Annotated in this window: 28 protein-coding genes; 15 read left to right on the top strand and 13 right to left on the bottom strand. The window is 62.5% G+C overall.

Translation table 11 applies throughout. From position 1 onward, the window contains the following. Nucleotides 1-82: 82 nt before the first annotated feature. Nucleotides 83-550: a hypothetical protein gene (locus KTR60_RS27895; RefSeq protein WP_065456480.1), complete on the top strand. Its 468-nt coding sequence runs from the start codon at nt 83-85 to the stop codon at nt 548-550. A gap of 19 nt (nt 551-569) precedes the next feature. Here the strand turns inward: KTR60_RS27895 and KTR60_RS27890 are convergent, their stop codons facing one another. From KTR60_RS27890 to KTR60_RS27880, 3 genes are all read right to left on the bottom strand, one after another. Next, nucleotides 570-1007, bottom strand: a complete 438-nt coding sequence (locus KTR60_RS27890) for an SRPBCC family protein (protein ID WP_007735601.1) — start codon at nt 1005-1007, stop codon at nt 570-572. Between the two features lie 96 nt (nt 1008-1103). Next, nucleotides 1104-1790, bottom strand: a complete 687-nt coding sequence (locus KTR60_RS27885) for a hypothetical protein (protein ID WP_042922948.1) — start codon at nt 1788-1790, stop codon at nt 1104-1106. Further along, the gene (locus KTR60_RS27880; RefSeq protein WP_228401487.1) at nt 1787-2707 is read right to left on the bottom strand and encodes a LysR family transcriptional regulator; all 921 of its coding nucleotides are present in this window, start codon (nt 2705-2707) and stop codon (nt 1787-1789) included. The genes KTR60_RS27885 and KTR60_RS27880 overlap by 4 nt, the downstream gene beginning before the upstream one ends. Before the next feature lie 95 nt (nt 2708-2802). On the opposite strand from KTR60_RS27880, the gene KTR60_RS27875 reads away from it, so the two are divergent. From KTR60_RS27875 to KTR60_RS27865, 3 genes are read left to right on the top strand one after another with little or no spacing between them, the layout of a single operon-like run. Continuing rightward, nucleotides 2803-4005, top strand: a complete 1203-nt coding sequence (locus KTR60_RS27875) for a YbfB/YjiJ family MFS transporter (RefSeq protein WP_007735604.1) — start codon at nt 2803-2805, stop codon at nt 4003-4005. 45 nt (nt 4006-4050) lie between these two features. After that, a complete protein-coding gene (locus KTR60_RS27870; RefSeq protein WP_228401486.1) occupies nt 4051-5079 on the top strand; it encodes an NAD(P)H-dependent flavin oxidoreductase in 1029 nt (342 codons plus the stop codon). Next, complete coding sequence (locus KTR60_RS27865) at nt 5076-5780, top strand: hypothetical protein (protein ID WP_228401485.1); 705 nt, start codon at nt 5076-5078, stop codon at nt 5778-5780. The genes KTR60_RS27870 and KTR60_RS27865 overlap by 4 nt, the downstream gene beginning before the upstream one ends. Before the next feature lie 18 nt (nt 5781-5798). Here the strand turns inward: KTR60_RS27865 and KTR60_RS27860 are convergent, their stop codons facing one another. The 3 genes from KTR60_RS27860 to KTR60_RS27850 form a co-directional block, all read right to left on the bottom strand. Beyond that, nucleotides 5799-6284: a hypothetical protein gene (locus tag KTR60_RS27860; protein ID WP_007735610.1), complete on the bottom strand. Its 486-nt coding sequence runs from the start codon at nt 6282-6284 to the stop codon at nt 5799-5801. A gap of 20 nt (nt 6285-6304) precedes the next feature. After that, nucleotides 6305-8140 carry an acyl-CoA dehydrogenase gene (locus KTR60_RS27855; RefSeq protein WP_193594772.1) on the bottom strand — a complete coding sequence of 612 codons (1836 nt, stop codon included), beginning with the start codon at nt 8138-8140 and terminating at the stop codon, nt 6305-6307. Nucleotides 8141-8537: 397 nt separating this feature from the next. After that, a complete protein-coding gene (locus KTR60_RS27850; RefSeq protein ID WP_054188331.1) occupies nt 8538-9560 on the bottom strand; it encodes a zinc-dependent alcohol dehydrogenase family protein in 1023 nt (340 codons plus the stop codon). Between the two features lie 134 nt (nt 9561-9694). Here KTR60_RS27850 and KTR60_RS27845 point away from each other — a divergent pair, with 134 nt between their 5' ends. Then, nucleotides 9695-10591, top strand: a complete 897-nt coding sequence (locus KTR60_RS27845; RefSeq protein ID WP_075834852.1) for a helix-turn-helix transcriptional regulator — start codon at nt 9695-9697, stop codon at nt 10589-10591. 27 nt (nt 10592-10618) lie between these two features. Here the strand turns inward: KTR60_RS27845 and KTR60_RS27840 are convergent, their stop codons facing one another. Further along, nucleotides 10619-11827 (bottom strand): MFS transporter, encoded by a 1209-nt coding sequence (locus tag KTR60_RS27840; protein ID WP_116057661.1) that lies wholly within the window; start codon nt 11825-11827, stop codon nt 10619-10621. Between the two features lie 178 nt (nt 11828-12005). Here KTR60_RS27840 and KTR60_RS27835 point away from each other — a divergent pair, with 178 nt between their 5' ends. Both KTR60_RS27835 and KTR60_RS27830 read left to right on the top strand, forming a co-directional pair. Continuing rightward, a complete protein-coding gene (locus KTR60_RS27835) occupies nt 12006-13091 on the top strand; it encodes a PQQ-dependent sugar dehydrogenase (protein ID WP_228401484.1) in 1086 nt (361 codons plus the stop codon). 109 nt (nt 13092-13200) lie between these two features. Continuing rightward, entirely contained in the window at nt 13201-13605 is a 405-nt protein-coding gene (locus KTR60_RS27830) for a DUF4259 domain-containing protein (RefSeq protein WP_003942974.1), read from the top strand. Between the two features lie 25 nt (nt 13606-13630). Here KTR60_RS27830 and KTR60_RS27825 read toward each other — a convergent pair whose 3' ends face one another. Continuing rightward, nucleotides 13631-14314: an SDR family oxidoreductase gene (locus KTR60_RS27825; protein WP_007735616.1), complete on the bottom strand. Its 684-nt coding sequence runs from the start codon at nt 14312-14314 to the stop codon at nt 13631-13633. A gap of 77 nt (nt 14315-14391) precedes the next feature. Between KTR60_RS27825 and KTR60_RS27820 the strand changes: the two genes are divergently transcribed. Further along, nucleotides 14392-15000 (top strand): TetR/AcrR family transcriptional regulator, encoded by a 609-nt coding sequence (locus tag KTR60_RS27820; protein WP_211097547.1) that lies wholly within the window; start codon nt 14392-14394, stop codon nt 14998-15000. Between the two features lie 93 nt (nt 15001-15093). On the opposite strand, the gene KTR60_RS27815 is transcribed toward KTR60_RS27820, so the two are convergent. Then, nucleotides 15094-16059 carry a hypothetical protein gene (locus KTR60_RS27815; protein ID WP_047272359.1) on the bottom strand — a complete coding sequence of 322 codons (966 nt, stop codon included), beginning with the start codon at nt 16057-16059 and terminating at the stop codon, nt 15094-15096. A gap of 283 nt (nt 16060-16342) precedes the next feature. Here KTR60_RS27815 and KTR60_RS27810 point away from each other — a divergent pair, with 283 nt between their 5' ends. After that, entirely contained in the window at nt 16343-17239 is an 897-nt protein-coding gene (locus KTR60_RS27810; protein WP_050654950.1) for an SDR family oxidoreductase, read from the top strand. Between the two features lie 39 nt (nt 17240-17278). Here KTR60_RS27810 and KTR60_RS27805 read toward each other — a convergent pair whose 3' ends face one another. Beyond that, entirely contained in the window at nt 17279-17905 is a 627-nt protein-coding gene (locus tag KTR60_RS27805; RefSeq protein WP_228401483.1) for an FMN-binding negative transcriptional regulator, read from the bottom strand. Between the two features lie 79 nt (nt 17906-17984). On the opposite strand from KTR60_RS27805, the gene KTR60_RS27800 reads away from it, so the two are divergent. Together KTR60_RS27800 and KTR60_RS27795 are read left to right on the top strand one after the other, a co-directional pair. Then, nucleotides 17985-19319 (top strand): aminotransferase class I/II-fold pyridoxal phosphate-dependent enzyme, encoded by a 1335-nt coding sequence (locus KTR60_RS27800; RefSeq protein WP_225320193.1) that lies wholly within the window; start codon nt 17985-17987, stop codon nt 19317-19319. Between the two features lie 108 nt (nt 19320-19427). Next, nucleotides 19428-20132, top strand: coding sequence for an SDR family NAD(P)-dependent oxidoreductase (locus KTR60_RS27795; protein ID WP_042448150.1), 705 nt, complete (start codon nt 19428-19430; stop codon nt 20130-20132). Between the two features lie 50 nt (nt 20133-20182). Here KTR60_RS27795 and KTR60_RS27790 read toward each other — a convergent pair whose 3' ends face one another. Continuing rightward, nucleotides 20183-20551 (bottom strand): hypothetical protein, encoded by a 369-nt coding sequence (locus KTR60_RS27790; RefSeq protein ID WP_042448254.1) that lies wholly within the window; start codon nt 20549-20551, stop codon nt 20183-20185. A gap of 25 nt (nt 20552-20576) precedes the next feature. After that, nucleotides 20577-21923, bottom strand: coding sequence for an APC family permease (locus tag KTR60_RS27785; RefSeq protein WP_007735660.1), 1347 nt, complete (start codon nt 21921-21923; stop codon nt 20577-20579). A gap of 146 nt (nt 21924-22069) precedes the next feature. Between KTR60_RS27785 and KTR60_RS27780 the strand changes: the two genes are divergently transcribed. Further along, nucleotides 22070-22741, top strand: coding sequence for a DNA alkylation repair protein (locus KTR60_RS27780; protein ID WP_228401482.1), 672 nt, complete (start codon nt 22070-22072; stop codon nt 22739-22741). Nucleotides 22742-22877: 136 nt separating this feature from the next. After that, nucleotides 22878-23966, top strand: coding sequence for an ABC transporter substrate-binding protein (locus KTR60_RS27775; RefSeq protein ID WP_228401481.1), 1089 nt, complete (start codon nt 22878-22880; stop codon nt 23964-23966). A 9-nt stretch (nt 23967-23975) separates the two neighbouring features. Here KTR60_RS27775 and KTR60_RS27770 read toward each other — a convergent pair whose 3' ends face one another. Then, entirely contained in the window at nt 23976-24920 is a 945-nt protein-coding gene (locus KTR60_RS27770; RefSeq protein ID WP_221742219.1) for a GlxA family transcriptional regulator, read from the bottom strand. 205 nt (nt 24921-25125) lie between these two features. Between KTR60_RS27770 and KTR60_RS27765 the strand changes: the two genes are divergently transcribed. Next, nucleotides 25126-25800 (top strand): DJ-1/PfpI family protein, encoded by a 675-nt coding sequence (locus KTR60_RS27765; RefSeq protein ID WP_042448156.1) that lies wholly within the window; start codon nt 25126-25128, stop codon nt 25798-25800. A gap of 34 nt (nt 25801-25834) precedes the next feature. After that, nucleotides 25835-26305: a DUF2269 family protein gene (locus tag KTR60_RS27760; RefSeq protein WP_136471037.1), complete on the top strand. Its 471-nt coding sequence runs from the start codon at nt 25835-25837 to the stop codon at nt 26303-26305. The last annotated feature ends 18 nt before the right edge of the window (nt 26306-26323 follow it).

The raw sequence follows: 26323 nt of genomic DNA, 5'->3' as shown, positions 1-26323 counted from the left end.
TCATTTCGTGTGAGTGGTGTGCTGGATGAGTCACTCCCCGGCTTTTTCAGCACCGGATCATCCACAGTTGAAAGAAGGCGCCATGACCACGATTCATCTTCACAAGACGACCACTGCGACGCCCGAACAGGTCCTTGCCGGCCTGACCGACTTCGGTCCGGGCCGTGAGGAAATCTTCGGCCGCAGTGCGGACAGCTACCTGAAAGTGCACAAACAAGGACCCCACGATGCTGATGTCACCGAGGGCTCCAGTGGTATCTGGGAGCGTCTGCACTACGACTGGACCGACCCGCACCGCGTCGTGATGACAACCACCGACTCCAACCTGTGGGGCGGGGCGTCGAGCCATACCTACACGCTGACCCGGCAGCCGACGGGCCTGACCGATGTCGACGCCGTCGTGGTCCGGGACGGCAAGAACCTCAAGGGAAAGCTCCTGGCGTCGGTACTCGGACTCGTCGGCACCCAAGTGCTAGGAAAGTCGTTCACGAAGTCCATCGATGCCATCGAAGCTCGCAACGGTGGCGCGAGCGGCGGCAACACACAGTGACAAGAACCTGACGGACTTGTCAGAGCGCTTCGAGGGCTTCCGTCATCTTCTTCACCGTCTCCGGTGCCACTTTGGCTTCGAATCCCGCCTTCAGGAGAGGCGACGCAATCTTGGCGGCACCGTTGAACTCGACGTTCGCGTGATATTCGATCTCGGTCGAGTTCGGACCCACCGAAGTCAAGGTGATGTCGTCGGTACTGGTGGCAGTCTTGTTCTTTCCTTCGAGAACAACGTGATTCAGCTCGTCGGTCACCAGCGTGTACGTCAGTTCCGTGGTGACGCCGAACAGCTTGGACACGTTGTGCCATTGGGTTCCGACGCCGACAGGACCGTCGGAGATCTGCGTGCAGCTCTCGGTGCCCGGATCCCACGTCGGCGCATTGGCGAAGTCGCGGAGAAACGCCGCAGCCTTTTCGATCGGTACCTCGGCGGTGAATTTGCGGGTGACGTCAACCATGCGGTGGGCCTTTCGGTTCATTTTTCGGCGGTAGTGCCGCGGTGAGAGTTCGTTCCGACGCCCGGGCTACCCAAACTCGACAAACGGTAACCGTCTTCAGAGGACTGCGCGGTCCAGTGGACGCGGAAGCGGATCGAGTGCGCCGGTCTCGCGCAGGCGCTCGTACGCCCGAACGACCCCATCGACGGCCCCGATCTGTAGCAACACGCCGCCCGGTAACGCGGCAACGCCTACGGCCAGGTCATCCGGGATCGCGTCAGCGCGAGCGGACGAGAGGTAGCCGACGCGGCCGATCACGGGATCTCCGACGCGATAGTCGGACTCGTCTTCGAGAGCGTCGAGGATGTTGTCGTCGGTGACGTCCCCGAAGTCCGGTTCCCACACCGCGGCGAGCATCCGAAGTAGTTCTGTCTCAGGAACTTCGGCGGCGTCCGGCGCGCTGACGGCAATAATCATCGACTGAAGGACGATTTCAGGTTCGCCGCCCGCCAACCCGGAGAGCTCGAGCCCCCATTCGGGCCCTCCACTGGATGCGAGCCTCAATCCGATTCCCAGACGATCCGACCAGTCTTCGGCGGCCTGCGCTTTCTCGAGGACCTGCGCCAACTGGTCGACGGTCACGGCAGTAGCAGGTCCAGCGGAATGGATCTGTTGCCACGACCCGCCGACCACCTCGGGCAACAGGAATTCGACTTGCTCCAACGTCCGACGCCACCGGGAGGCCACGGCCGGCACCGATTCCGGCCGTCGTCCCCAGAAAACTCGAATAGCGCGTCGTGTCATCGAGTCCTCCGGTAAGGATCGTCCATGGGTAGCCATATCCCGTCTTCGTGGATTCCGAGATCAGTGGCACCGCCGGTGAGAGCGTCGACGGCCGCGAGAACGGCAGGGCGCGTTTCGTTCTCACGACACAGGAGTGACCACGTCCAGATTGCCGCCGGGTCGATCATCGGGCGTGCCGTGAGATCGCTCGGCAGCGTGATGGTCTGCCCTTTGGGCGAGTTGACGGCCGGACGGCCGACGGCACGGACGTGATCGAAGAATGCCGGGCCGGTGATACCACCGTCGTTGATGCGCATGATCTGTGCGCCGGTATCGCGAGCGAGTTCTTCGGCGTAGACGTTCCACGAATACCAGGAGGTGGTGTCTTCGTCGACGAGTACGACGACGTCGCGTGCCCGCACCGGTGTGGTGTCTTCTCCGGTGGAGACGGCGTAGAGCCGATCCGCGCCGAGCAGTTTCGCGCTCAGAGCATGTTGGGCGACATCGGTTTTCCGCACCCAGGCGATCGCCAGGTCGAGGCTGCCGTCCGCCACCCGCGCGGCCTGTGCGTGCGATGGCACCACCCAGGCGTCGACGTGCAGTTGCGCGACCCCTGAAGTGCGCGCGATCAGATCCGCGGGGAGCCAATTGACGTAGCCGATCCGGACGGGCTCCGCTCCGGACAGACGCTCCGCGCGGCGCCGCAGATTCCCGGCACTCTCGAGTAGCGCACGGACATCGGGGAGCAGCGCCGCGCCGGCTGGCGTCAGAGCGACGGAACGGCGGTCGCGGACGAACAGCTTGACGCCGAGGTCGCGCTCGAGTGCCATGATCTGCTGCGACAATGACGGCCCGGCGATCAGTAGTCTTGCCGCGGCTCGGCCGAAGTGCAGTTCCTCGGCGACGACCTCGAAGTATCTCAGCTGACGCAGCTCCACGATCCTTCATGCTACGTGCGGTGGGAGGTTGCGCCTATCAGTCAGGAGCAAAGCGGTCGTGGCGGTCCGGCGCGGCCGGGGCACACGATAAGACCATGACCACAATCCACAACGGCGTCTCCTCGCGAGCGCACGCTGTCCAAGCTGCCGCTGCGCTGGCGGCGAGCATGGGAATCGGTCGATTCGTCTACACACCGATTCTGCCGTTGATGCACACGCAGGCCGGTCTGTCCGCCTCGCTCGGCGCCACCCTGGCGACGGCCAACTACCTCGGGTACCTCATCGGCGCGCTCGCGGGAATCCTCATTCCCGGCGTGGTGCGCTCGGCAGCGGTGATGCGTACGTCGTTGGTGGTCCTCATCGCGACTTTGGCGCTCATGCCCACTACCCACGACGGATCCATCTGGTTCGCCCTGCGGCTCGTCGCAGGCATTGCCAGTGCCCTCGTCTTCATGATCGCCGTCAGCGCTTTGCACGCGCACCTTCGGGGGCAGTCCCAATTCCTGGCCGGATGGGGATTCGGCGGAGTTGGGTTGGGTATCGCCCTGTCCGGGGTCCTCGTGTTGGTCGTCCGCTTCATCGGTACCTGGAGTACAGCCTGGCTGGCATCTGCGGCCCTTGCAGTGGTGTGTGCGGTCGCAGCCTGGGGATTGACGCCGGAACCGCGTCCGGCCATCACACCGGACGCGCCGGGAACTCCCAGTTCCCAACGCGGGTTCACTGCCTTGTTCATCAGTTATTTCCTGGAAGGCATCGGCTACATCATCGCGGGCACGTTCCTTGTTGCCGCAATCGATCTCGCCGCTCCAGAATGGGTCGGCAGCGGCGCTTGGATAGTGGTCGGTCTGGCCGCATTTCCCTCGTGCGCCCTGTGGGCTTGGCTCAGCCTGCGTTGGTCGAGGCCGACTCTGCTTCTCGTTGCCCTGTTGATTCAGGCGGTGGGCATAGCGCTTCCTGCTGTGATCGGAGGCGTCGGCCCCGCACTGATTTCAGCTTTCCTGTTCGGTGTCACCTTCCTCGGTATCGGGTCAATTGTGTTGGCAATCGGCGCGCACCTGCAGTTCCCACGCGCCGTGGCGTTGCTGACCGCTGGGTACAGCGTCGGTCAGATTCTCGGCCCACTCGTTGTCACTCCGTTGCTGCGAGACGGGTATCGCGACGCTCTGCTGTTGGGTGCGGCCGTCGTCCTGGGCGCGGCAGTGGCCGCCGCGGTTTTGCGGTTCCGATTCCCTTCCGATCTCGATGCGGACCCTCGGACGGCCACCTCGACTGAGGAGGTAGTTTTTGATGTCAGATGACGAAACCGCCGGAGCACTACCCGACGTAGGACTGGAGATGTTCGAATGAGCGCACTCACAACCGATCTCGACCTGAAGGTCCCTGTCATCGCAGCCCCCATGGCCGGCGGCGCTTCCACACCGGCACTTGTTGCTGCTGCCTCTCGCGCAGGCGGTCTCGGCTTCCTCGCCGCCGGGTACAAGACGCCTCAGGCTCTGTCCGACCAGATCGACGCCGTGCGCGCCGAGGGAGTGTCCTTCGGTGTCAACGTCTTTGCGCCCAACCCGGTGCCTGTCGATGTCGATGCCTACCGTGCCTATGCCAGGGCGATCCAGGTCGAGGCGGATCGCTACGGCATCACACTGGCTGACGGTGAGCCGGTCGAAGACGACGACTACTTCGAGGACAAGATCGATCTGCTCCTGGCCAGCCCGGTTCCGGTGGTCAGCTTCACCTTCGGCTTTCCCGCACCCGGCGTCATCAAGGCGCTGCGCGCTGCCGGTTCACTTGTCGTCCTCACAGTGACTTCGGAGGCAGAGGCGGTCCTTGCCGTCGACGCCGGTGCCGATCTGCTTGTCGTGCAATCGTCGGCTGCCGGCGGCCACTCCGGAACGCTCACCCCCCTGCAGGTTCCGGCAGAAACACCGATCACCGAACTGATCGCACAAATCCGTCACCGCACGTCGGTTCCGCTATTGGCGGCCGGTGGACTGGCGACCTCCGCCGACGTCGCTGCTGCCTTACGTGCCGGAGCGGACGCGGCAGTGGTCGGTACTGTGCTGCTGCGCACCGAGGAGAGTGGTGCCTCGGCTCCGCACAAGGCAGCTCTGGCCGTCACGTCCCGCGGGAACACGGTCGTCACAAGAGCTTTCACGGGACGTCCTGCACGGGCGCTTCGGAACGAGTTCATCGATCGCTGCGACGCACAAGCGCCCATCGGGTATCCGGCCATCCATCACCTGACCAACCCGATGCGCAAAGCCGCTGTTGCGCAGGCAGATCCCGAGCGAATGCACCTGTGGGCCGGTACTGGCTATCGCCACGCGACGGAGGAACCAGCCGGGGTAGTGCTTTCGCGATTGGCTAACCTGTGACGGCGCGGACACCGAACATCACATTGCCCGAGGTAGTGACATACGACGGGCTGCCCAGGTCCGCCGGTGGTGCACACTCGCTTCGAGTCAAGCGCCCCGACGTGGCATTTCAACGCCTGCAGACATTTCTGGAAGCCTGCACCGAACCAGTGTCGTTGCCGTCGTGGACATTAGAGATCCGCCAGGGCGGGCCACCCGCGCCGACCGCGCAATTGACAGAGCTTGCCACCGGGATCTTCGGTGGGCCCCGCTACAAAGCGCAAACCCATACCGAATGGAACGTCCCACCTGGTTCTGTCAACGAAGCGCTCGATGCCCTCGTTGGTTCCGATGCGGTCACAACCCACGGACGTTCTTTGGCGGCACTGACCTGCAGCACGCCCGTACGCCTGATCGACCCCAACACGCGCGCGCCGTACCCCGACATCACCCCTGACGCGTTCGGCCGTTTTGCCGTGGATGGATACGGCCAGACTCTGGGTGACTCAGGCATACGCGCAACCCTCGGCAACGCGACATCGTCACTGTCCCTGTGGCTCAACCTGCCTGCAGACGAACGGTTGTCGTCCGGTGCTCGTCACCTACAAGACCATCTCCCGTTCCGGTTGTCCGCGAAACACTGGCGTCTCTGGCGGCCGAACCGGAGCGCAGACTCTTACCGTTCCAACAAGATTCCGTCGCCGGTTCACGACCACGTTTGAATCACGCAGCAAGCATTCTCATCTCGGGCAGAGTTCGCCGATCTCGGAGACAATGCGATCAGTGCTGCGAACCACCCATACCGCGCGTCCGGCACGCAATGTCGGCATCAAGAATCGGTCCTTCTCGATGGGCCAGTGCACAAAGGGAAATCCGCCGGCCAGCTCGTCCTGGACTTCGCCGGCGATCAGGGCCGTCAACTCCTGTACAGGCTGTTCGGTGTGCGGCCCGCCAAACCCGAAGCCCCTCAACGGGCTGGTTCCTGCACTCTTGTGCTTCGGTCGTGGTCCAGCGTCGAGCGCGAGGTGGCAGTGGCCGTCATCGAGCAACGAGACCGTCCACAGGCAGTTCTCCATGTACGTATCGGGGCCGTGCCAGCGGCATTGCAGATCCTTGCCGACAGCCTGGCACGCCTCGACGACGTTGGCGGGAGCGTCGTCTGGTGCATCCGGCCCCATGATCGGAAAGCTCCAGACCCCTACGTACTCGATGTCGGGCAGATACATGCCTTCACTGTGGCACGTTGTCAGAATGCGTCTTCCTCGAGTTCCATGATCTCGTTGTCGAGGGAACCCAGGATTTCTTTGGTCGACGCCAGGACGGGCAGGATGTTCTTGGCGAAGTATGACGCGATGACCACCTTGCCCCGATAGAACGACCGGTCCTTTGCCGACGCGTCACGGTCCAAGGCTGCCAACGCGACTTCCGCTTGCACCAACAGGCGCCATCCGATGAGCAGGTCGCCTACCGCGTACAGAAAGCGCACCGAGCCGAGGCCTATCTTGTACAACTCGGAGGGTTGGTCCTGGGAAGCCATCAGATACCCGGTGAGCGTCCCGGCCATCTCCTGCACGTCGGTCAAGGCGGTCTCGAGTAGGACTCGCTCGGCCTTGAGTCGACCGTTCCCGGCCTCACTGTCGATGAACTCTCGTATGCGACCGGCTACGTGAGCGAGCGCAACGCCGCGGTCGCGTGCGATCTTTCGAAAGAAGAAGTCCTGCGCCTGGATTGCCGTGGTGCCCTCGTACAGGGTGTCGATCTTGGCATCGCGGATGTACTGCTCGATGGGGTAGTCCTGAAGATAACCGGAGCCGCCCAGGGTCTGCAGGCTCTCGGTGAGCAGTTCGTAGGCCTTTTCGGAACCGACGCCCTTGACGATCGGCAGCAGCAGATCGTTGACCCGCGCCGCCAGTTCGGCATCCGCCCCCGAAACCAACTCGGCGACATCGGCATTCTGGTGTGCAGCGGTGTAGAGGTAGACCGCTCGGAGGCCTTCGGCGTAGGCCTTCTGCATCGCCAGGCTGCGTCGGACGTCGGGGTGGTGCGTAATGGCCACGCGGGGCGCGGTTTTGTTTGTCAGCTCGGTAAGGTCTGCACCTTGAATTCGTTCTTTCGCATACTCGAGGGCGTTGAGATAGCCGGTGGACAGTGTTCCGGTAGCCTTGGTGCCCACCATCATTCGAGCATTCTCGATGACCTGGAACATCTGGGCGATACCGTTGTGGACATCACCCACGAGCCAGCCGACGGCAGGAACGTCCGTCGCTCCGAAGGTGAGCTCGCAAGTTGGGGAAGACTTGAGGCCCATCTTGTGCTCGACGCCGGTGACGTAGACACCGTTGCGCTCTCCCAGTTCAAGTGTGTCCGAGTTGAAGTGGGACTTCGGAACGTAGAACAGGCTCAAACCTTTGGTTCCTGGACCGGCGCCCTCGGGCCGGGCAAGCACCAAGTGGAAGAGGTTCTCGGCCGTGTCTCCGACGTCGCCGCCGGAGATGAACCGCTTGACGCCCTCGATGTGCCAGGTGCCGTCGTCCTGCGCGATTGCCTTTGTTCGGCCTGCGCCTACATCGGATCCGGCGTCTGGTTCGGTGAGCACCATCGTTCCGGCCCATCCGCGTTCGAATCCTTCTTTGGCCCAGTGTTTTTGCTGTTCGTTTCCGATGGTGTAGAGCACGCTCGCCATCAGTGGACCCATGTTGAAAAAGCTTGCGGATCCGTTTGCCGCGACCAACATTTCGCCGATCGCCCAGACCAACGGCGCCGGAGCAGGAACACCACCCATGCCTTCTGGTAGGCCGAGTCGCGACCAACCGGCCTCGTTCACCGCCTCGACCGTCTTGCGTAGAGGTTCCGGGACCACAACGGCGTGATTGGGTGCGTCGAATTCGACAGGGTTTCGATCCGCGTCGGCGAAGGACGCGGCGACCGGGCCTTCTGCCAGCCTCGATACTTCCGCAAGAATGTTGCGCACAGTGTCGGTGTCGAGGTCCCCGTAAGCGCCGGCATCCAGCAGTTCGCCGATCCCGAGTACCTCGAACAGATTGAACTCGATATCACGCACGTTGCTTTTGTAGTGACCCATTGTTCTCCGACCTTGGTTCGTCAGCAATACGGTTCGTCAGCAGATACGGCTTGTCAGCAGTACACAAGAAAGCCTGCCCCACAAGGAATTCAGTACGCAACCGTAGGTAGAGACGAGTTTCGTTGCTACAAAGTAGCGCCGAGTCGCTCTCATTGAAACATTCACTCGTACAATCGGTTTCCGCTGGTGGGGGTGCATATCAGTCGCGTAGCATCCTCTTGGATCAAAGCGGCTGCGCACCAATAGAAGTACCCATCCTCACCTTCGGCGTCATACGCATTCGCTGTGATCAGTGAACATGCTGCTCGGTAAACCAAGAGCGCCTCTCGTTGGTAGCCGAGACGTTCCTCGATCGGCGTGGAGAGCCCAGTTCTGACTCGTGAGCCTTTGGTATCGGTCAGAGGGTGAGTAGCACTTTGGTGGCGCGCCGCTCGTCCATCGCCTGGTAGCCGGCGGCGGCGTCCTCCAACGGGAGAGTGAGGTCGAAGACGATGCCTGGGTCGATCTGGTCGGTCATGATGAGCTCGATCAGTTCGGGTAGGAATCGCCTGACCGGCGCGGGACCGCCGAGCAGGCTCACCGTCGCGAAGAACAGGTTCATGCCGTCGAGTTCGACGCCGTGGGATACCCCGACGTAGCCGACATGTCCGCCGGGGCGGGTAGCTCCGATAGCCTGCATCATCGATTCTTGGGTGCCTACGGCTTCGACGGTCGAGTGGGCGCCGTAGCCGCCGGTGAGTTCCTTGATCTTCGCGATGCCCGCGTCGCCCCGCTCTTCGACGATGTCGGTGGCGCCGAATTGTGTGGCGAGTGCCTGCCGGTCGGCGTGACGTGACATGGCGATGATCCGCTCGGCGCCGAGTTGTCTGGCAGCGAGGATCGCCAGGAGTCCGACTGCGCCGTCGCCGACGACGGCGACTGTTTTGCCAGGTCCGGCTTCCGCAGCTACGGCGGCGAACCAACCGGTGCCGAGTACGTCGGAGGCTGCAAGGAGGCTGCGAGCCTGCCGCTCGGTCGGCTCTCCGCGGACAGGGACGAGGGTGCCGTCCGCGAGCGGGATGCGAGCGTATTCGGATTGGGTGCCGACCGAGCCCATCATGACCTGGTGGATACAGCGAGACTGAAAGCCCGCCTCGCAGATTTCGCAGGTGTTGTCCGACGCGACGAACGAGCCCACGACGAAGTCCCCAACTTCGATGTCGTTGACGTCGGGGCCGACCTGTTCGACGACGCCCACGTATTCGTGTCCCATCGGCGTCGGGCCATTCAGCTCTTCGATGCCGCGATACGGCCAGAGGTCGGAACCGCAGACGCAGGTGGCTGTAACGCGAATGATCGCGTCGGTCGGTTCGACGATCACCGGCGCATCGATCTCTTCGACCCGGACATCGCCGGGGGCATGCATGACGACAGCGCGCATGACGTGGCTCCTCACCATCGGTTTCTTCGTGTCACTTCAACCTGATCACGATTTGGCGGCGTGCGGGAGTCCCGCGCGATAGTGGTACTGCGAGGGACTCCCTCGCTACCGGTCACTGACTTACGCTCGATGGCATGGACGATCGAGCGCAAGTACGCGAATTCCTGACCTCGCGGCGCGCCCGAGTCACGCCCGAACAAGTTGGACTTCCGGCCGGATCGAACCGCCGCGTGGACGGTCTACGTCGAAGTGAAGTGGCAACCCTCGCCGGCGTGAGCGTCGAGTACTACACGAGGCTCGAGCGCGGAGCGATCAGCGGCGCATCGCCGGGTGTACTCGACAGTATCGCGAAGGCCTTACGACTCGACGACGCCGAGCGCGCCCACCTTTTTGATCTCGCGCACGCGGCAAGCCCGGTAGCCAGACCCCCGCGTCGGCGAAATGCGAAGGGCTGGAAGCCCCATCAGAGCCTGCAGTGGGCGCTTGATGCAGTCACCGCGGGACCCGCTTTCGTGCGGAACGGTCGCATGGATCTTCTTGCTGTCAACCCACTCGCGCGTGCGTTCTACAAGGACCTGTACGACATGCCGGGGCAGCCCCCGAACATCGCGCGCTTCACGTTCCTCGACGAAAGGGCTTTCGAGTTTTATCCGGACTGGAACGAGTTTGCCGAGGTGACCGTCTCGATTCTGCGAACCGAGGCTGGGCGAGATCCTCACAACAAGGAATTGCACGATCTGATCGGTGAACTCAGCACTCGGAGTGAGGAATTCCGGCGTCGGTGGGGCGCGCACGACGTCCGCCATCACGGCACCGGATTCAAGACATTTCACCACTCCGCCGTGGGGGAGCTGACGCTTGCCTTCGAAGGTTTGGAGATGGCCGCCGAGCCGGGGTTGACGCTCACGATCTACACCGCAGAGCCGGGATCGCCGTCCGCGGAACGGATGCAGTTACTCGCCTCGTTGGCAGCCAGTGAGAATGCGGACTCTGCTCCTCACGTGTCGGAGCGGTCGCTGACGGACGGCTGACGAACTGCGCGACGGTTGATCGGGTCGTCAGTTGACGACTTCGACGGCGGTGCGCTTCGTGCGTTCCTTGCGCAACAGGATCATCAGCGGCAGAAAGTAGAGAGCGGCAACGCCGGTGCCTACCAACACCGGCCCAGTGGCACCGAGACTCGAGGCGAACGCGAACCCGGCGATCCAGGAGCCGACCGCCGTGCCCAGATTGAACGACGAGGTGCTGAGAGCAGAAGCCATCGTCGGCGCCTGATCGGCATAACGCACAGCCATCCCGATCAGGATGGGATTGGTCGACATGCCGAATAGTCCCAGCATGACTACGAGAAACACCGTCACGATCACGTTGTGCGAGAAGAGGCAGAGCGCCCCGAGCACGAGAAACGTCATCGCTGCCGAGACGAACAAGACCCCGTACTGATGCTTCGCACCGAGTCGACCGCCGAGATTGGAGCCGACGAACGCACCGAGTCCGTAGCCGACAAGCACTAGCGGCACTGCCGACGCAGCAAGTCCCGTGTTCTCGGTCAACAGCGGAGAGATGAAGCTGTACGCCGCCAGCGACGACCCGCACACGACGGCGCAACCGGACAGAACGAGCCAGATGCGTCCGTCCCGTAGGCTCGCGATCTCCGCTCGCCAGGACGGCACCGCACCGGATTCGGTGTCGGCGGGTACCAATCGGTGGACGACGGCCGCGGCGACGAGTGCGAGGGCGGCGAGGGCCCAGAAAGGACCACGCCACCCGATGCTCTGACCGGCCAGAGCGCCGAGCGGAACACCGATGACGTTCGCGAGCATGCCTCCGCCCAAGACGATGCCGAGCGCGCGCGAGGAAGACGCCGGGCCTGCCGCTTTTGCTCCGACCACTGCAGCGACTGCCCAGAAGGCGCCCGTCGCCACGGCTGTGAGGAAGCGGGCGCCGAGAATGAGTCCGAAGTTGGACGAGAGCGCGACGATGACGTGTCCGATCGCGAAAACAATCAGGGCCGAGCTCAAGGTCACGCGTCGGGGAACCCTGAGTGTCAAGATCGCCATCGCCGGCGTGCCGACGATCATCCCGATCGCGAAGACGGTGATCATCAAGCCGACGTTCGCGATCGACGTCCCGAGGTCACCCGCAATCTCGGGAAGAATGCCGGCGACGACGAATTCGGTTGTGCCCATCAAGAAAACTCCGACGGCCAGCACGTAGATCACGAGCGGCAGGCGGCCGGTTTCTTCGACGGTCGGGGCGGAAATCATGAGGTGGTCAGTTCTCTTTCTGTTGACGACGCGCATGTCGTGGCGCACCCGTCCAGGGCATCACGCCCGTCGCCTGCGAGGGAGTCCCGGTCGTTGGGGGTACTCGAAGGGACTCCCGGTGTGACCGATTGCGCGCTACCGTCGGCGCAAAGACTGCCTGAACCCGGGAGGCGCGCCCATGACACGACGACAGATCCGAGGGCTTGGCGCCGCAGTGGTCCTTTCGGCCTTCCTGACTGCCTGCGGTAGCGAGGATCCTGAAGGGCCCGGTCCGCAGGCAAGCACGACAACACGATCGGCGCCCGCCGCGGCCTTCGGTGAACCCGAGACCGTCGCCGACGGCTTGGACGCGCCCTGGTCGATCGCATTCCACGGCGATACACCACTTGTCAGTGAGCGCGACAGCGCGCGAATCCTCGAACTCGACGCCGGCGGAAACAGCCGCGAGGTGGGAGTCGTCGACGGCGTCAGCCCCAGAGGTGAGGGTGGTTTACTAGGGATCGCAGTACGTGAAAACCGCCTGTACGCGTACTTCACCGCGAACGGGGAGAACAGGATCGAACGCTTCGACATCATCGGTGCTCCGGGGGAATTCGCGCTCGGGCCGGCCGAGACGATTCTCGACGGGCTCGCTTCGGCCAACTACCACAACGGTGGTCGCATCGCGTTCGGCCCGGACGGGATGCTGTACGTGACCGTCGGTGATGCCGGTAGTCGAGTCAGAGCTCAGGACCTCGACTCGATGTCCGGGAAAATCCTTCGAATGACTCCGGATGGCGATGTGCCGCTAGATAATCCATTTCCGAACTCGTTTGTCTACAGCTACGGCCACCGCAACTCCCAGGGCATTGCCTGGACCGAGGACGGCACGATGTACGCCAGCGAGTTCGGGCAGGACACCTGGGACGAGCTCAACAAGATCGAAGCAGGCGGAAACTACGGGTGGCCCGAGGTCGAAGGGATTGTGGGTGAAGACGGATTCATCGACCCGCTCCAACAATGGTCACCGGATGATGCCAGTCCCAGCGGAATCGCCATCCACGACGGCACGATCTACATCGCCAATCTTCGTGGTGAGCGACTCCGCACGGTGCCCTTGACCGATCCCGCGACCGCCGACGAGCAATTCGTCGACGAATACGGGCGCCTCCGTGATGTTGTAGTCGCACCGGACGGGTCGCTGTGGATACTGACGAACAACACCGACGGTCGTGGCGACCCCAACCCCGGTGATGACCGCATCCTTCGCGTGCCGTTGCGCTGATGTCGATTTCCGGCGAACGCAGTACTTCCAGCCCGAGGGTCCTGGCCGAAGCCTGTGATTCACTAATATCTTTACGACAGGTGCGCCGGGTACGGATCGGAGAGACAGCATGGGGACTTGGGGTTCAGGACCTTTCGACAACGACGTAGCGGGCGACCTGCTCAGCGCAGTACAGGCGGGTGACTACGACATCGACGATTACGCTAGCCACCCCGATGGCGGTTATCTCGATGCCGATGATGCTCAAACAGCAATCGCCGTCGCCGAGATTCTTGCGGTTGCGCACGGCGTTGCGCCGAAGCCTGTGCAGCTGGATGGAATTGACGCCGCCGGGTACGTCAGCACCTTGAGCCCGGAGCAGAAGAGTTGGGTCCTCTCCGCACTCGAGCGTGCAGTTTCCGACAGCGACACTTCGGAGTTGTACGAGTTGTGGGAAGAGAACGGTCCGGAAGACCTCGCAGCTTGGCGGGCACCGATCCTGAGCAGATTGGCCAGCCTCAAAACGGTGGGGTAAGCGTCACTCGTCTGCAGTCCCTTGCTTACTCGGAGTTCGACGAGGACAGACTCCCCTTGACGTACCGGGTGGTGTCGTCAGCGAGGATCTCGGCGAGCCCGCTTTCGATACCGTCCAGTGCTTGCGCGGCGACGTCGGCAGGATCGATCTTCTGTTCGGCGGGTACGCCAGCGGCCATGTCGGTATCCATGTATGCGACATGCAGTGCCGATACGGAGATTTTGCGCGGCGCAAGTTCTTCTCGAACGGCGTCGGTCATCGCCCAGGCCGCTGCCTTCGACGACGCGTAAGACCCGAGCGCGGCTGGATGGAACCAGGACAGCACCGACAGAACGTTGAGTATTGTTCCGCCGTCGTTGTTTTCGATGACGGGAGCAAACGCCCGGGTCACGGCGAGCGGGCCGTAGAAGTTGACGTCCATCTCTCGTCGAATGTCATCGATGTCGCCCCCGATCAAGGGCGCCGAGGTAGAGATACCTGCGTTGTTGACCAGCAAGGTCACATCCGATGCGATTTGCGCGGCGGCGGTTATCGATTCGGCGTCCGTCACGTCCAACCTCAGGGGGATGACGCCGGGTAGATCGACAGTTTCCGGATTGCGCGCAGCCGCGTACACCTTTGCGCCGCGCTCGACGAGTCCCGCAGCCAGATGGCGTCCGAGCCCGCGATTGGCTCCTGTGACGACCGCAACCGTCTTGTTCAGGTCCATGATTCTCCCAGTGTTGTGATTGCTCGTGACGTTTAGATTATGAATCAAATCTAAGTGTCGGCTAGGATAGATGTCAAGTGAAATCCAAACTGGAAGGCGTTGTGATGGGCCGCGTATCGCAGCAACAAGCGGAAGAGAACCGTCGGCGCGTCGTGGAAACCGCAGCCCGACTGTTCCGAGAGAAGGGCACTCACCTCAGCGTCGCCGACCTGATGAAGGCGTCGGGGCTGACCCACGGTGGCTTCTACAAGCAGTTCGCGTCCAAGGACGCTCTCATCGACGAAGCGACCACCCACGCCTTCAAGGAACTGGCTCAGCTGCATTCTGCGGAACTCGAAGAGCATGCAGGGCAACGTGACTCCGCCCGAAAAGCTTTGATCGATACCTATCTCTCGGTGGCGCATCGCGACAACCCGGCAGACGGATGCCCCGCTGCTGCGCTCGCCGCCGACATGGCGCGCGAGCCTGCAGACAGCGAGGCCCGTCGGGTTTACACGGAGGGAGTGGGGGATTTTGCCGCAGCTCTTGCCGACGACGAAGCTGTCGGTCTCCTCCGGCTCTCCACCATGCTCGGTGCACTGGTTCTTTCGCGAGCTACCAAGGGTTCCCCGCTCTCCGAGGAAATTCTCGATTCCGCGCGCGTCGAACTGATCAGAGGGCTTCGAGAGCCGCTGTCATCTTCTTGACGGTCTCGGGTGCCCTGGCCGCGAATCCCGCTTTCACGAGGTCCAGTGCTCGCGGTTCCGAGAGTCGGACTCTCGATATGTCGATTGAACGCTCTAGTTGATTCCGACGACTTCCTGGGCGATCGCTGCGAGTCTTGCCTGGGCAGCGGATACGACGCCGTGTCGGTTCTTGTGCGCTTCCTCGTACGCAACGATGTCCCGCACCTGTGCGGCGTCGGTCAGTTCCTTCACAGCGGAGACGGCTTGGGTGACGTTGAGTTCGTCGAAGTCTTCGATGGGAAGTTCAGTGGGGTCGAGTAGCCCACTCGACTTCCGTACCGAACGGAAGACGTCGGCGGCACCGTCAGCACCTTCTCGGCGAGTGACCTTCTCAGCCGTGGCGATGGCCGCATCCCTACTGGCCGAGAGTGTTTTCACAGTCACGTCACCGGCATATGCGCCCCAGCTGATCAGCTCACCCAGTACCGGCGGTGAGGTGCGAACAGCGTCGATGGCACGGTCGAGACTGCGGGTGGACCAGGAGACCGGAACGTTGACCAGCCGTATCGCCGCGCCGGTGGCAGCTTGCATCGGTGTGCGGCGCAAAGCTGCCGGTCCACCGAGTGCCTCTTCGGCCAAGACAGTCGTGAGCCAGTCCACGGTCGCGGAGTGTGCAGCGATGAGGCGGTCGGCCAACGCCGCGACGGTCTGATCGCCGCCGGCAGTGGCCAGGGCCTTGAGGTAGCGGGAACGGTCGAGGAGTTGATGTTCGAGCGCAAGGTCTCCCAATACCGCTTCGTCGAAGGGCTGAGCCTGTTCGACCATCGCTTTCACTCCGGCTGTCGCGCGTCCGAGGAACGGACCGACCAATTCCGGCACGCCCCCCAGATCGCGAACAGTGGACTCTATGGAACTCGCCCTTTCACGGCCGTTCTCTGCGTTTTCCGTCAATTCGCGTCGAACAGCCTCGGTTCTGGCCTGTGCGACGCGCGTTTCGGCGACCTGGATCTCGGTGTGCGTCAGACCGAGGAGGATGCGTAACTGGGTGATCAAGGCGGACGTGGTTTCGGAGTTGCTCATATCGGGGTCGTCCCTTCGTCGGTGCGTGCTTTACGTGATGTTCAGCTTCTGCTCGACGAGTGCTCCGCGGGTCGCGGAGCCACCGCCGCTACGCGGGCTACCCCGACCTACCGCGTAGTAACCACAACGAACAAGTGGGGTCGACGCACCGAGATCGTCGGCGCCAGGACGAGTGAGATCCCGGCCACCCCGAGGTTTCGATTTCTATTCGGTGGGAAGGAGGCATGTGCAGTGCATCCATCCAGAAGCCCACGAGAAACTGCGTCACCCGAGGAGTATCGATATGCCGGACCAGTACGCAATGCAGGACCCGACCACGCGGTTCCCCGCTCCTGTGCGTGAGCGGCAGGCGGAGATCGCACACCCCGGTCTCACCGCAGACATGATTTCTCCTCCCGACCACGGTGAAAACACCTATCGAGGAAGCGGTCGACTCGAAGGAAGGCGTGCGATTGTCACCGGAGCAGATTCGGGCATCGGACGTGCGGTCGCGATTGCATTTGCCAGAGAAGGCGCGGACGTTGTCCTGAGTTATCTCGACGAGGAAGAACAGGACGCTCGGGAAACCGCTCGCTGGGTCGAGGAGGCAGGTCGCAAAGCCGTCTCGGTGCCGGGAGATCTCCGAAGCGAGGAACACTGTTCTGCTTTGGTCGAAACCGCGGTGCGTGAACTCGGCGGACTCGACATCTTGGTGAACAACGCCGCGTTTCAGATGGTGCAGATGGGCGGCATCACCGATATCACCACCGAACAATTCGACCGTGTGATGAAAACCAACCTCTACGCACTATTTTGGCTCTCCAAAGCAGCGATCGCGCAGATGGAGCCCGGATCGACGATCGTGAATACCTCGTCCATCCAAGGTGCGTCCCCGTCGCCCGAGCTGCTCGATTACGCCACGACAAAGGCGGGCATCATCGACTTCACCAAGGGGTTGGCCGCCGATGTCGCACGAAAGGGAATCAGGGTCAATGCCGTTGCACCTGGACCGATTTGGACGCCACTGATTCCGGCGACGATGCCCAAGGAGAAGTTCGAGACGTTCGGGGACGACGTTCCGCTCGGGCGGGCAGGTCAGCCGGCCGAGCTTGCTCCCGCCTATGTATTTCTCGCCTCTGGCGAATCCAGTTACACCACTGGGGAAGTCATCGGCGTGACGGGTGGAAAACCGCTCACCTGAATGTGCGACTAGACAAGGCGTACGACGACGGCGTAACGGTCAACCGTTGTCGAGGCCCGCGGCGACCATCGCTGCGGCGGTCTCTCGTTCGGAGAATGAGCCCTTCTCCAGACCCCGGATGACGCCGGAGCGATCAGCGGGGGAACGGTTTTGATTCAACTTCGCTTTTCCGTAGACACGGGCCACGTGCAGTTCGATCCCCACAATCCCTCGCAGCTGCGCATCGACGAACTGCGGCGGCGCGTCGGTGACCTTCCATTCGTTCTCACGGCCGGATTCATGTCGAGCTGTCAGTGCGGTGACGTGCGCACGCAGCCACTGCTCGTCGTCGTGCGCAACCAGTTGGCCGTAGACGTAGAGAACTTCGTAGTTCCACGTCGGGACGACCTTCCCGTGGACGCTCTTGCTCGGGTAGAACTCGGGGCTCACGTAGGCGTCGGCGCCGGGGAGGATCACCAGAGACTCCGATGTCCCGGTGTATCGCCAATGCGGATTCGTCCGGGCGAGATGCCCCTCCAACACGTTTCCTTCGGCGTTGTACAGCAGTGGCATCGACGTGACTTCGAGGGTCTCGGGGCCCGGTGTGACCAGGTGTCCGAATCCACCGGCGTGGAGAGAGTCGGCGATCGCGTCGTCGGAGAGGCGGAATTGTCCGGGCAGAATCATGTGTCTCCTCACAGATTTTTTGTCATGTGACAATGTGTCACAGCGTGGAGGTTCTGTCATGTGCTAATAGAGTGAGCCTGTGACCAGCACTGTGGCGGACCAGGTGAGGCTCTATGTCGTCCGCGGGACAGCGGGCGAGATTTCCGAGGGCATCCGCAATCTCATCAGTGCTGGGGTACTGGCTCCAGGGGATGCGTTGCCGCCCATACGGGCCTTGGCCGACGATCTCGAGGTTCACCGGAACACAGTTGCCGGAGCCTATCGCTTGCTCGTGGCGGCGGGAGTTGTGGAGACACAGGGCCGGCGCGGCAGCTTCGTGCGAGCCATACCGTTCCTGGAAGGAGAAGGCGGTATCGCTCTTCCTGGCAGCGTGGATCTCGCCAGCGGAAATCCTGATCCGGCATTGCTGCCTGATCTCAGAGCCTCGTTGGACCGGACCACTTACACGCCCCGGTTGTACGGCGCCGCAGCCACCGAGCCTCTACTCGATTCCTGGGCACGTTCCTCGATCGAGGACGAGGTTCTAAGGCCGTGCTCGATCACCATCACCAACGGTGCCGTTGACGCGGTCGAGCGACTGTTGACCGCTCATTTGACCCGAGGTGACGCCGTCGCGATCGAGGATCCGTGCTTCCTGGCGAGCATCGGAACGCTCAAAGCCAACAGCTTCCGAGCGGTACCGATGGACATCGACACTTCGGGTATTACCCCGCAAGGGCTGCTGCGTGCTCTCGAAAGTGGTGTGCGCGCGATTATTTGCACCCCTCGTGCGCACAACCCCACCGGGGTCAGCATGAGCGCCGACCGAGCGGCGATTCTCGGAAGCATCCTGGCCGAGTTCCCTCACGTTCTGGTAATCGAGGACGATCACTTCTCTGCCGTGTCCAGCAATCGGTACTGTCGGCTCGCTCCGATGAGCACGACGCGGTGGGCGCTTGTTCGTTCCGTGTCGAAATTTCTCGGGCCCGACCTGCGCGTGGCAGTGGTCGCCTCGGACCTCGACACCGGCATTCGGCTGAGCACTCATCTCCGGTCGGGCGCCAACTGGGTCAGTCACCTGCAGCAGCGCTTGAGTGCTGAACTGCTGAGTGATCCGACGGTGATCGACGGCCTCGCCAATGCTCGCGCTGTCTACGAGCGCCGCCGAACCCTTCTGAAATCTGCACTGTCAGAACATGATATCGAGGTTCCTGACACTTTCGACGGACTCAATGTCTGGGTTCCGCTGGATCGGGATTCCGAACCGATTGTCGAGCGACTCGCCGAGTCTGGCTGGCTCGTGCGGGACGGAAGTCAGTTCTCGGCGACGCCGGGTCAGTGCCACCGGGCACTTCGTGTGACCGCCTCCACCATCACCTCTGACCAAGCACGCGAGTTCGCCAGTGCCCTGGCTGAAATATTGGCGAGCCCGTAGTTGTCCAGCTGCACTACGGTGCGAATCTGAGTCTCTCGCTTCTCGACGAAACTACCGGCGACGGCTGGATCGATAGGATCGGTTCGAGCGACGACGAAGGGTGTAATTGTGGCGAGGGCGGTTGTTGTCGGTGCGAGCCGAGGTCTTGGTCGTGCTTTGATCGAGGGTCTGAGGAGCGATGGCGACGAAGTTCTCGGCATATCGCGTCGGCGTCCTGACGGGTTCGACGTCTCCGAGTGGATCGAAGCCGACCTGACCGATCCTGTTACGGCAGCGAATTCGATCGATCAGGAGCTTGTCGGTGGTGTAGACACCCTGATCTGCAACGTCGGAATTTGGGAAGGGGATGCCTTCACTTCCGATTATGCGTTCACAGATCAATCCGATGTCGAAATGCTCGAAATGATCAACGCCAACATCACGGCCACAATTCTCCTGCTCAAGCGCCTGATCCCGAGAATGATCGGCCGTCCTCGACCTCGGATCATCTTGACCGGGTCCACCTCGGGACTCCCGCGAAGCGGTAGGCCGGAGGTTGCGTTCGGTGCATCGAAGTTCGCGATCAACGGCATTGCCGACGCGTTGAGAGAGGGCTATCGGAAGGACAGACTCGCAGTGACTGTCCTTCATCTCGGATATCTCAATACAGAAGACGGACTCGACGTGCCCCGAGACGTCGCTGCCGCCAGGGGAGAGGGATCTCTGGTCCCGGTACATGACGTTGTGGATACGGTGCGCTCGATCTCGAGTTTGTCGTCTTCGACGTCAGTGCGGGAAGTAGTCCTCACTGCGATCGACGATCCGCGATTCTGATTTGCGGCTGTCGACTCAATCTGGTTGCTGAACAGACGTATTCAGAGAATCTAGACCCCGATCAAGAAGTAAGCTCCGGTCAGATACGTCAGGGTGAGGCCCGCCAAGGTCCACGCCATGTACGGCCGGATGTAGAGGCGCCGCAGGCGGTGCAATCGCAGGGAGGCTCGCAAGAACGCGCCCACGGTCCCGAGCAGCAACATCAGGCTCGGGACGAAGACCGCCAGTCGGCGATCCTTCTGTGAGCACAGCAAGGTGTCGGTACCGAAGCATTCGCCCCGCCGGGAGCCCAACCACACGATCGCGATAACCAAAACCGCGGTAGCCAGAACGACTGACACGCCGTACGTCAGGGTTCGCCTGTTGATCTTTCGCTCTCGACGCTGAATTACATCTGACGCGTCAGAACTGTCGGTCATCACACCGGCTCCTGTACATCGCACCTCACTTCGTGGATCGGCGGTGGGAGAGGGCGTACAGCACTACTCCGACGGCCAAGAGTAATGATGCGCGTAACCACGTCGCAGCGCTCTGCTGGGTGAGCAACGCAACGCACGTACCGAGAGCGAGGATCGGGAAGATGATCGGCGTTCGGAAGTGTTTGTGTTGCACTGCGTCACGGCGCAGAACCAGGACGGCGATGTTGGTGCTGATGAATACGAAAAGCAGCAGGAGTACCACCGTCTCCGCCAGGGCTGACAGCGATCCGGTGACGCAGAGAGCCATGGCAACTGCTGTGGTCGCGATAATCGCCACCCAGGGGGTCCGTCGCTGCGGCAGTACCCGAGCGAAGACGCTCGGGAGCAAGCCTTCCGATGCCATCCCGTATGTCAGCCTGCTCGCCATGATCATTGTCAGCAGTGCGCCGTTGGCGACGGCGACCAACGCGATCAGGCTGAACAGGCGAGGCGGAACGCCGACGTCGGCAGCTGACACAACTTCCAGCAGTGGCCCGGAGGATGCGGCAAGTTCGTCGGCGGGCAGGACCACCGAGACAGCCAGGCCGACAAGGACATAGGCGGCGCCGGCTGTCAGTAATGCTCCGAACAGTGCGCGTGGGTAGACCTTGCTCACGTTCTTCACTTCTTCGGCGACGTTCGCGGACGTTTCGAAGCCGACAAAAGAGTAGTACGCGAGGAGTGCCGCAGCCAGCACCGCGAGTGCAGGCGATCGGCTGTCGTCGAACTCCACGACGCGGCTCAGGGTTCCGTCGCCGCGCCCGAGAACTATGCAAGCGAGGACGACAACGAGGACGAGCCCGGTGACCTCCACGACTGTCATGACGACGTTGGCGCGCATCGACTCCTTGATGCCTCTGGCATTGAGAAGTCCCACCAGGAGCAGGAAGACGAGCGCCGCTGGAACGGTTGGGACGTCGATGAAGGCTTTGAGATAGTCGCCCGAGAATGCGAGGGCGAGTCCCGCCGCACTGGTTACGCCGGCCGCCAGCATCGAGAAGCCGACAAGGAACGAGATCAGTGGTTTCCGATACGCCCGTTGGGCGAAGACGGCTGCGCCGCCCGCTCGCGGATATTTGGTGACCAGTTCGGCATACGACGTTGCTGTCAGCAATGCCATGACGAGCGCTACGAGCAGTGGTACCCAGACGGCTCCACCAACTTCACCGGCGATGACGCCCACCAACGCGTAGATACCGGCGCCCAGAACATCTCCGAGGATGAACACGAAAAGGAGTGGGCCGGTTATCGCCCGGGTCAGAGTGTTCGTACCGCCGCCTTCGTCGCGGCGTGCGGTTTCGTCCACGTTCTCGGCCCTCGCGGCGCGTCGCATGTGCAAGGTTCATCCTGTCTTCATGGTGACGTGCCGCCACCTCAGGAGCAGTCATGTACCCATTGGCCGAGGTTTCAAACGTAGGTCGCCCGCCTTCCCGTGCTTTGCTTGTAGGGGAATCGCAGAAGTAGTGACTGGAGGACGAAGTGGCCGAAACGACGGTTGCCGCGGTGATGGACGAGTTGGCTGCTCTCGAAGATCCGAAGGCGCGTGCGGTGAACGAGAAGCACGGTGACGATCACGGTGTGAACCTCACAAAACTGCGCGCTGTTGCGAAGCGATTGAAGACTCAGCAGGAACTCGCACAACAGCTTTGGGCGACGGGCGATACCGCGGCGCGATTGTTGGCCCTTTTGATCTGCCGCCCGAAGGCGTTCGAGCGTGACGAGTTGGATGTCATGTTGCGAGAGGCCCGCACTCCGAAGGTGCAGGACTGGCTCGTCAATTACGTGGTGAAGAAGAACCCGCATGCCGAGGAGTTGCGGGTGGCCTGGACCGCTGACCCTGATCCTGTGGTCGCTAGCGCCGGGTGGGCTCTGACCACCGAACGTGTCGCGAAGAAGCCCGAGGGACTTGACCTTTCAGGGCTACTCGACGTCATCGAGGCGGAGATGAAGGATGCTCCTGACCGCCTGCAATGGGCGATGAACCACTGCCTGGCTCAGATCGGGATCGAACATGCCGAGTACCGCGCCCGGGCAATCGAGATCGGTGAGCGTCTGCGAGTGCTCGAGGATTACCCGACTCCGCCGAACTGTACCTCGCCGTTTGCGCCGATCTGGATCTCGGAGATGGTGCGGCGCCAGTCTGTAAAATAGCTCGATCGCTTGTCGCAGGGCCGGCGTGCGGTTCTTGACCCTATTGGAACTGAGGCAAGGGTAACCTTTGTGCTACGTTTGGCGTCGTCACCCGCTGGAGGTGTCTGAGCAGGTCAATCGGTCGAGAGGTGCTTCAGTGACAAGGATTCCGGGTCGAGCGTCATCGGAGCGGCGCAGCCGTGTCCGCGGGATGGTAGCTGTCCTGGCGGCATGCGGCCTCGTAACTGGAATGGCGGCCTGCAGCAGCAACGACGACGGTGGTGGCACCGAGACTTCGTCCGCGGCGAATGCCGCGTTTCCGGTGACGATCACGTCGGCTCTCGGCACGGCCGAGATCAAGGACGAGCCCAAGCGGGTTGCTACCTGGGGTTGGTCCAACCAGGATGCCCTTCTGGCGCTCGGGGTCGTCCCGGTCGCGATGCCCACGTTTTCCGGACCTCAGTACGGGGCCGACGCGCAGGGCATTCTGAAGTGGGACGCCGAGGCACTCGACAAGCTCGGTGGCGAGCAGCCGATCTTGTTGTCGGGTGACGGAACGGGCGAAGCACCTGTCGAGCAGTTCGCCAAGGCTGAACCAGATCTCATCTTCGCCCCGTACTCCGGGCTCACTCAGCAGGAATTCGACGCACTGTCGAAGATCGCGCCGGTGGTTTCCTTCCCGGACGAGCCGTGGACCGCGTCGTGGCAAGACCAGGTGACCATCGCCGGTCAGGCGCTGGGTAAGCAGGCCGAGGCCGGCGCACTCATCGACAAGACCAACGCCGCGATCAGCGCGACCGCTGCGAAGAACCCTGCGTTGCAAGGTAAGACCGTCACCATCGCACTCCCGAACAGCCCGAGCACGTTCGCGGTGAGTAAGAACGCCGACGTGCGTGTCGAGTTCCTCGAGCAGCTGGGTCTGAAGAACGAGCCGACGATCCAGCAGGCCGATCCCGCCAAGGATCCGGAGGCCGTGTACTTCGAGCTGAGCACCGAGCAGGCGCCGCTGATTGCGTCTGAAGTGCTGTTCGTGGTGGCCTACGACAAGGACTCTCTGAACGCGTTCCTCGCCGAGCCACTGGTGGCAGCTCAGCCGGTGATCGTCGATGGGCGTACGGCATCCACCAAGGACTTCAGCGTCGACAAGAACTTCGCGTTCGGCGGACTGACGGTCCTGACCATCCCGTACATCCTCGACGACGTCGCCACAGTTCTGAACACCGCTGCCGGCAACGTCAAGGGCTGACCCGGCCCGCTAGCGGGAAGTTCGAAACTGCGTCCGGTATCGCTGTGGACTGGTACCGACCAGGTCTCGGAAGCGTTCGCGGAATGTCGTGACGGCATTGAATCCGACTTGTCCCGCAACACGTTCGATCGAGTGGTCGGTAGTCTCGAGCAGAAATTGCGCTTGGCGGAGCCGTGCGTGATGGAGCCACTGCAACGGCGTCGTACCGATTTGTTCCTGGAATCGGCGGTTGAGCGTGCGAGTGCTCATCGTTGCCTTGGCCGCGATTGTCGTGATGTCGAGTTGCTCCCCGAGGTTCTCTTCCATCCAGTTCAGTAGCGGCCTGAGGGTTGTCCCGCTGGGTACGGGAGGCTCGTGAACGATGAATTGTGCTTGCCCTCCGGCACGTTCGAGCGGCATCACGCTCAGACGTGCCGTGTCGGCGGCGACGGCAGACCCGTAGTCCTGACGCACCATGTACAGACACAGGTCGAGTGCGGCCGCGGCGCCGGCGGAAGTCAGGACGTGCCCGTTGTCTACGTAGAGAACGGCAGCGTCGACGTCGATAGCCGGGTGCCGGCGGGCCAACTCCGACGCAGCCGCCCAGTGCGTCGTCGCGCGAAGTCCGTCGAGCAGGCCTGTGTCGGCGAGGGTGAATGCGCCGACGCACAGTGATGCGATGCGTGTGCCGCGATCCGCGGCTGATCTGAGGGCGTCGATGATCTCGGCGTCGACCGGCACATCGAGATCGGCGGTGCCCGGGATGATGATCGTGCTGGCCTGGGCGAGACGTGACAGTCCGTGCGGTACGCGCATCGTGAACGTTCCGGTCTCCACCTCCTCGGTGAGCGCGCACACGGCGGTCCGGTAGGCCGGTGCGCCTGAGGGAAGCCTGCATCGTCCGAAGACTTCGAGGGGTGCTGCCAGGTCCATCGGCACCACTCCGGGCAACGCGAGAACTGCAACGTCATGCATGTCTGAAACGTAGCGTATGTGGCGCGAGATTCTGTGATCTCGTGTCGTGAAATATCCTCTCAACTGGTATTTCGTAGAATATGTGAGGTTGGCTGAAAGCCGTCGAAGGTTGGCTTTCAGCCGTCGCCGCTGAGGTCAACTTCCTCCTACTGTCGTAGGAACAGCGACGCGCACAGGAGCGCGTCGCACAAAATCGGAGGTTGCAGTGCACGCGCAGATCGTGTTGTTCGACGGATTCGATCCCATGGATGTCGTGGGTCCGTACGAGGTGCTCTACGCCGGGGGTCTCGCCAGCGGTGGGGCGTTGAGTGTCGAACTCGTCAGCGCGGAGGGGCCTCGGACCGTCCTGAGTGGAAGTGGTGAACTCGCTATGACCGCCACTGCAACCCTCGATGTCGAACACGCGGATCTGATCATCGTTCCCGGAGCATCGGGTCTCTTCGAACCCGATGCGGACCAGTCGGGCACCAGTTTGCCGGAAAGACTCGCGGCCACAACGGAAACCGAACTGCCCGTCATGATGCGGCGTGCACTCGACGATCCTGGTGTTCTTGTTGCGACCGTCTGTGGAGGATCTTTGGCGCTGGCGATGGCGGGGCTTCTCGAAGGGCGCCGCGCCGTGACACACCATCTTGCCGTGGACGCACTGGCGGCCGGCGGCGTTATTCCGATCCAGGCGCGAATCGTCGACGACGGTGACCTGATCACCGCCGGCGGTGTGACGTCCGGTCTCGACCTTGGCCTGTACCTGTTGGAACGATGCCTCGGGCCCCGGATAAGTCTCGAGGTCGAAGCGCTCTTCGACTACGAGCGTCGTGGAACGGTGTGGTCGGCCAAGGGCGCCGAGCCTGTAATCACCTTCGCCCCGGACGCTGCGTGAATACGCTTGTGCGTACCGAAACGCGAGAAATCTCATGACCGGAATCCTGCTGTCCCTCCACGTGATTGCGGCCATTCTTGCCATCGGCCCCGTCGCTGTGGCGGCGAGTATGTTCCCGGTGGCGAGCCGCGCCGCGCTCGCCGATCCGGACAGCGCGAGTGTTGCGACGACGGGCATGCTGCATCGCATCGTTCGGGTGTATGCCACGATCGGCGTTGTCGTTCCGATGCTCGGTGTCGCCACCGCCGTCAATCTCGGAGTGCTCGGTGACCTGTGGATCCTCACCTCGATCGCACTCACCGTCGTTGCCGCCGTGATACTCACCGCGGTCGTGCTTCCCGCCCAACGGCTGACAATGGCGGCGATCGAAGGAACCGGGTCCGTTGTGGATGTCGCAACGCGGCTCACCCGTCGACTGGGCACAGCGACGGGGATCTTCAATCTGCTCTGGGCCGTTGTCGTCGTGCTGATGATCTTTCGGCCAGGATCGACAACCGGCGTGTGATCCGAGGCGATATTTCCC

It is taken from the genome of Rhodococcus sp. C1 (assembly GCF_020809065.1).
Taxonomy (GTDB): Bacteria; Actinomycetota; Actinomycetes; order Mycobacteriales; family Mycobacteriaceae; genus Rhodococcus_F; species Rhodococcus_F qingshengii.
This window is presented reverse-complemented; position numbering and strand designations above follow the sequence as displayed.